We start from the raw sequence: 6,134 nt of genomic DNA, 5'->3' as shown, positions 1-6,134 counted from the left end.
GAATATCGAAACACGGCCTTAGCAAACATGAATTAATGTTAACGTCCAATTCTAGGGGTTAACTTCAGAATTTCGGCTTTTTTATTAGGTATAAATTAATTTAAGCTAATGAGTCCCAAGCTGGTAAGTCTGTAATTGGACCTTCAGCAATAGCAACTTGTTCTGGAGTCAAGTACTTTTTATGGACAACAACTTCATAAACATAGTCATTGAACCAATCATTGTTCATGACAAAGTATCCCTTGTCACCGTTCTTTTCACCCCAGGAGTTTTCAACTTTCCATTGACGTACATGACCACTGTCTTCATCAACACCGACAAAAGCCATAGCGTGAGTTGATGCACCAGCACCGGTTCGTAAACGGTCAGCTTTAGACATCTTAAGATCTACGCCAAAGAGATCGCTGAGTTGATATAAGTTACTGTCAAGATAACCTTTTTTACGATCGCTTTGTTCACCAACATCATTGCCAAACCAAACAGCTTCGCCGTCTTTTAATTGGTTAACGGCTGCAGTTTCCAAGTATTCCATTGGCACATTCAAGAATTTGATTCGGTATGAACCTTCGACATTGTCTTCAAATGGTAGGCCATATAACTTATCATATTCATGATCTGGTGCATTAGACAATACCACGTAATCATTGAAGTCAACATCACCCATGTATTTATGCAAAAATTCCAGTGGGGTGAGATCTTTATCCAAGTGATATTTCTTGTCATCATCACGGTATTCCAAGTCAAATTTCTTAGGAGGTTCACCGACTGCAATTGCTGTTATTTGGTAAACTTCACTTAAAAATTGTTTACGAGCTTTTTCTATCTCATCATCTTTGCCAGCTTGCTTTAACTTGCGTAAAACTAAAGCATCCTTTTTCAGTTTATCGCCCAAGGCCTTGCCCAAACCAGCAGTATTATTAGTATTAAAACTTTCAGGCATTGCATAAGAAGGCACAACACCGTATTTTTCAATTAAAGCTGCACCCATGTGGAATTGACCACCATCTCCACCAGCGCCGTTTAAATAAGCTTTTACGGTACGAGAATCAAGCGGTTCATCAGCAGTAGCTAAAATATTGTCATAAAAAATATTTGCTCGCTCTATTTTATCCCAGAAAAAGTTGTAACTTTGTGAGAAAGTAAAATTCTTGCAGTGATATTTTTTACCAAAATAATGCCGTAAAATATTAAGGGTGGCAAATTCCCAGCAACGACCCGATTGGCGCTGGTTAGTAACATTTTCAGTATCCAGCTCTGTTGAAAATACGCGGGTCAATTCGCCTTGAACACGTTCATTGTAAGACGCTGCAAGAACACCGCTTTTTTGAGCAGCTCGTGCAACAACTTGATTTTGCGGTTTTTCATTAAAGTTTTCCGCAAACTTTTCCAGTTCTTGGACAGTTAATTTATGAGCCATGAAATATATTCTCCTTTTTTAATCTATTTTTAAATTACTTTATATTTTAAGCTAAAAGAAAAGCGAGTTCAATAGCTGAACCCACTTTGGCTTTATAATCCTAAAATTTGCTTCTTCTTAGCCGCAAATTCTTCTTCTATCAATATGCCCTCATCAACTAACTCTTTTAATTGCTTTAACTCTGCAATCATATCTTGAGTATTTTCTGTTGCATTTTGTACTGGAGCACTTTGAATACTTTGTTGGTAATTCTGCGACATGCTTTTAATAGCATCTGCTAAAATTGGTACAACAGTTTTATCTAAATTGGTAAGATAAATATTTGTTGCGCCATTGGTTATTTAAATTTAGTAGCTTATAATCTTGAGGATGAAAAAGATTAAAAGGTGAAGTGCACCTCTGCTATAGCAGACTGAATATTAGTAATGACAAAGCTGCAAAAATTTTAATACTATTCTGCACGCTCAAAAACTACTTGAAGCAGTTGGAAACAAAATAAGCCATCCAGACTGTGTTCTGGGTGGCTTATTTTGGTGCTACTGATATGTTTTATTTTAAAAACAGTTCAGATAAATTTAAATAGACTTTCTATTATTTAAGCGAGTTAACATACCTTAATAATTTGCAGACAATTAGTCAATTTGAATTGAATTATCGCTTGCGCCAGCTTGTTGCTTTGGCAGGGTGATTGTCAATACACCGTTATCGTATTTGGCATGAATATCACTGGCAACTACGTTTGGTAATCTGAAGCTGCGTGAAATGTGGCCTTCGCTTCTTTCACGGTGAATAATGCTGTTGTCCTTAGACATATCCTTAAATGACTTTCTTGAGCCTGACACGCTTAAAATACCATTATTGTAATTTAGGTGTATCTTATCCTTGTCCATTCCAGGCATATCAACTTTGATTACATATTCTTTGTCGTTTTCAACAACATCTGATTGCATTAATTTTGCTACTTCGTTATCATCGAAAAATTTTCTTGGAAGATCAAACCAATCGTTCATCGCATCGAATAAATCATTGTGCCGATTCATCATATCATTTGCCATAGTAAAAAACTTCCTTTCGAAATTTATATATTTGTATCAGAAGACTTCCATTTCTTCCTTGCAATTATTATTATAGTATGCAGATTCATAAAATGGAAATAATTAGCACTATTATTTTTGAAGTGCTAATTAATAATAAATAAGTCCTACATATTAGTGATTATAGCTTGTGGATAATATTGAAAAGAAAAAATTAGGAGAGAATATTTTGGTTTATTATCAAAAAATGACGCCGCAGGGTTACCAAAAAATTAAAGACGAAATTACTAGTTTGAAAAAAGATAGACCCAGAAGAATTAAAATTTTGCAGGAGGCACGCTCCTTGGGTGACTTGTCTGAAAATACCGAATATACAGAAGCAAAACGTGATCTAGGTCACCTGCAGAGCCGATTGCGGTACTTAGAAAAGCAGTTGAAATATGCCGAAATTATTGAAAAAACGGCTGATGGTAAGGTGGATTTAGGCAAGACGGTTACTTTAAAATTTGCTGATGATCCAGAAACTGAAACATACCAAGTTGTCGGTCGTATGGAAGCTGATATTGGAGCTGGTAAAATTGCTTTTGACTCGCCTTTAGGACAAGCAATTATGAAAAAAGAAGTTGGTGAAACCGTGAAAGTAGTGGCACCAGCTGGGGAGTACCGGGTAACGATTAAAGCGATTAAATAATTTTTTACTTGATTATTCGAACTTGCGTTTGTATAATTTATTTTAGCGAACGTGAGTTTGCAATAGGAAGTGAGAGCAATGTATGATTATCGTTATGAACCACACCGGTTAATTTTTATGATTGATAACAAATCATTCTTTGCTAGTTGTGAGGCACTTCAATTAGGTCTAAACCCAATGAAAGCTGTATTGGCAGTAGTTTCGCATCAGCCACATACAAATTACGGCTCGGGGCTCATTATGGCGGCCTCACCATTAGCGAAGAAAAAATATGGGTTGACTAACGTCATGAGAGTACGTGATTTACCCACGAAAAAAGAAGCACCGGATTTGATTTTAGTAGAACCCCATATGAACTTATATATCAAACGCAGTATGCAGGTATTGGAAATTTTTCAAAAGTATGCTGCTGATGAGGATATCCATGTTTATTCTATTGATGAAAGCATGATCGATATGACTAAGTCATGGCGTTTGTTTGGTAAAGATCCGTATCTGGTAGCACGCAAAATTCAGGTAGAAATTAAAAATAAGATTGGTCTTTACACTACTTGCGGAATAGGAGAAAATCCCCTGCTAGCTAAACTGGCCATGGATATTTCTGCTAAACACCGCTGTTCAATGATTGATTACTGGCATTATATTGATGTGCCAGATACTATTTGGCAAATTAAAGATTTGGAAGATGTTTGGGGGATTGGCAAAAGAATAGCTGCCCGTTTGCGCCGATTACACATTAATAATATGTATGAATTAGCACACACTGATCCGGCAATTTTAAAAAATGAGTTTGGCGTGATTGGCGAACAATTATTTGCGATCAGCTGGGGAGTTGATCGCAGCATTATCAGCGAAAAATATTTTCCCATAATGAAAAATTACGGCAATTCACAGATTTTAAACCGTGATTATACAAATCAGCGAGAAATAGAAATAGTTTTACGTGAAATTGGCGAGCAGGTGGGTGCCAGAATAAGGGCACACCAATTACAAGCAGGCTGTATCAGTTTGTTTGTTGGCTTTTCTAAGTACGAACAAGATGGTAGTCGCAAAGGCTTTAATGTGCAACAAAAAATTTGCCCTACTAATGATAATGATTTATTAGTTGACGAAATATTGGCACTTTTCCGTAAAAACTGGCATGGAGAAACGGTTCGAGCTTTAGGAGTCAATTGTAGTCGCTTAGAACCTGATACTTGCCAGCAATTAACCTTCTTTGTTCCAGCTTCTGAGCAGATAAAAAAACGTACTATAAACATAACTATTGATAGAATCAGAAAGAAATATGGCTTTACCAGTTTGGTCAAAGCATCGAGCTTGGCTAAAGGTGCAACAGCAATCAGGCGTAGCAGTTTAGTTGGCGGGCATAATGGCGGAAATGCATATGAATGATTTTGATAAAATTGTCCAAGATTTTTTTAAAAACTATCAAGATCGCAAAATGAAAAAGTGGCAAGGCTTCTTTTTAAGCGATCATACAATGGCAATTAACAAAGATAAGCAAAAGCGCAGTGTGCAGCATCCCGTTAAAAAAACTATGAATATAGAGGACATAAGCTTGCTGCTGCTTAAAGCATATGGCAATCACCGCATAGTCCATCTGCAAATTAAAGTCATGAACAGTGATGATCAATTACCAGCTGATATCTGCGGCTTTGTTAATGGCTATAGTGAAGACGGCATTATTGTTGACGGTCAAAAAATTGCTTTGGAAGATATCAATAATGTTAGTGTAGATTAATAAAAATTGCCTTGATATTTTATATAGATATCTTTTTTTGCTATAATATGGAACTTGTAAGGTACATAATAGTATAGAGGTAATTTCTGTGAATACACCAGCATCAAGGCAAGGCAACATCATACGCTATCTTATTTATTTCATTAGCTATTTGATGGTTGTCGGGGTGATTAAGTTAGTTACTGCTAATTCACCAATTCATATTTGGGATCTAATCTTATTTGCAACTATCTCATTAATGGTTTCACTGTTTTTTATTTATCGTTTTAATAGGGAACAACGTTTTTTTGACCGTAGTTTTGCGGGTTCCTGGCTTAGCAACTTTGGCTTGATCGTTGGTTTGACTGCTGTGGTAACAGCATTGCGTATCAGTGTTTCCTGGTTACAATCCTATGGCAGACTTAAATTATATAATTTTCAAATTGCCTATTTGCACCATGAAGGAGTAGCGACCTACTGGTTTTTAGTAGTTGCAATTGGCATCGTTTTACCAATACTGCAAGAATTTTTGATCACCGGTTTTTTATTCAATTATGCTTTTAGAAGCAATACCGTCTTAACTGCAGTTCTGGGAATATTTACCTCAGGTATTCTGTTTAGTCTGCTTAACTGGCAAAGTTCGCTGCCACTATTACTAATTAATATGATTTTTGGAGCACTTTTTGCTTGGTCATACCTCTATACGCAAACTTTATGGATGCCAATCTATTTAGCAGTGCTAAATGGAATTATTCTACTGATTATGACTTAATAATCGAAATTAGAAAAAGTCAGGAAATAATGTTTCCTGGCTTTTATTTTTTATTCAAAAGTTGTTATCACCCTGTTAAGTTCTACAAATTATTTTTTGCAATACAAGGGAACTAATCTTGCACCCTAATGATTGCATTGGAGATCTTGATTATTTATTTGCACATTTTAATGCCCAGCTAACAAGAAAAAGTGCAATTACCTTTTAAAAAGATAGTTGTAATAATTTATAATTAAAAGTTAAATTTATTGCTGGTAACTAATAATTCGGCAGCTAAAAAGCAATGACTTTGATGGTCATTGCTTTTTAATTAAGCGGATAGCGTGAATCGAACCCGCATCTTCAGCTTGGGAAGCTAACATTTTACCATTAAACTATACCCGCATTACTCAAACAGTTTACCATGTTTCGTTTTCGAAACCAAGTTTTGTTTTTTTTAATTTTACAAGTAAGTTGCTAGCTGAAGGAAAAATTTCCTAAAGTAATGTCATTTTTTAAGA

General features: G+C 35.7%; 6 protein-coding genes, 1 tRNA gene and 1 pseudogene. 4 read left to right on the top strand and 4 right to left on the bottom strand.

From position 1 onward, the window contains the following. Positions 1 to 100: 100 nt before the first annotated feature. From JF75_RS08115 to JF75_RS08105, 3 genes and pseudogenes are all read right to left on the bottom strand, one after another. Entirely contained in the window at positions 101 to 1,417 is a 1,317-nt protein-coding gene (locus tag JF75_RS08115; RefSeq protein WP_046332574.1) for a C1 family peptidase, read from the bottom strand. 92 nt (positions 1,418 to 1,509) lie between these two features. Further along, positions 1,510 to 1,611: pseudogene (locus JF75_RS10795) on the bottom strand (SHOCT domain-containing protein); the annotation flags it as partial. 438 nt (positions 1,612 to 2,049) lie between these two features. Beyond that, the gene (locus JF75_RS08105; RefSeq protein ID WP_034978036.1) at positions 2,050 to 2,472 is read right to left on the bottom strand and encodes an Hsp20/alpha crystallin family protein; all 423 of its coding nucleotides are present in this window, start codon (positions 2,470 to 2,472) and stop codon (positions 2,050 to 2,052) included. A 208-nt stretch (positions 2,473 to 2,680) separates the two neighbouring features. On the opposite strand from JF75_RS08105, the gene greA reads away from it, so the two are divergent. From greA to JF75_RS08085, 4 genes are all read left to right on the top strand, one after another. Continuing rightward, positions 2,681 to 3,142 (top strand): transcription elongation factor GreA, encoded by a 462-nt coding sequence (greA, locus tag JF75_RS08100; protein ID WP_046332573.1) that lies wholly within the window; start codon positions 2,681 to 2,683, stop codon positions 3,140 to 3,142. 78 nt (positions 3,143 to 3,220) lie between these two features. Continuing rightward, complete coding sequence (locus JF75_RS08095) at positions 3,221 to 4,534, top strand: Y-family DNA polymerase (protein WP_046332572.1); 1,314 nt, start codon at positions 3,221 to 3,223, stop codon at positions 4,532 to 4,534. Beyond that, positions 4,512 to 4,883 (top strand): hypothetical protein, encoded by a 372-nt coding sequence (locus JF75_RS08090; RefSeq protein ID WP_245190720.1) that lies wholly within the window; start codon positions 4,512 to 4,514, stop codon positions 4,881 to 4,883. Before JF75_RS08095 ends, JF75_RS08090 begins: the two co-directional genes overlap by 23 nt. 88 nt (positions 4,884 to 4,971) lie before the next feature. After that, positions 4,972 to 5,634, top strand: a complete 663-nt coding sequence (locus JF75_RS08085) for a CPBP family intramembrane glutamic endopeptidase (protein WP_046332571.1) — start codon at positions 4,972 to 4,974, stop codon at positions 5,632 to 5,634. A gap of 313 nt (positions 5,635 to 5,947) precedes the next feature. On the opposite strand, the gene JF75_RS08080 is transcribed toward JF75_RS08085, so the two are convergent. Then, a tRNA-Gly gene (locus JF75_RS08080) sits at positions 5,948 to 6,018 on the bottom strand. Positions 6,019 to 6,134 lie beyond the last annotated feature (116 nt).

It is taken from the genome of Lactobacillus kimbladii, assembly GCF_000970755.1.
Classification (GTDB): Bacteria; Bacillota; Bacilli; order Lactobacillales; family Lactobacillaceae; genus Lactobacillus; species Lactobacillus kimbladii.
Note: the sequence above shows the minus strand (reverse complement) of the source record. Positions and strands in the feature narration are given on the sequence as shown.

Coding starts and splice junctions, on each gene's coding strand:
- JF75_RS08090 (WP_245190720.1), top strand. CDS start 4,512: ATGGCGGAAATGCATATGAATGATTTTGATAAAATTGTCCAAGATTTT.
- JF75_RS08115 (WP_046332574.1), bottom strand. CDS start 1,417: ATGGCTCATAAATTAACTGTCCAAGAACTGGAAAAGTTTGCGGAAAAC.
- JF75_RS08095 (WP_046332572.1), top strand. CDS start 3,221: ATGTATGATTATCGTTATGAACCACACCGGTTAATTTTTATGATTGAT.
- JF75_RS08105 (WP_034978036.1), bottom strand. CDS start 2,472: ATGGCAAATGATATGATGAATCGGCACAATGATTTATTCGATGCGATG.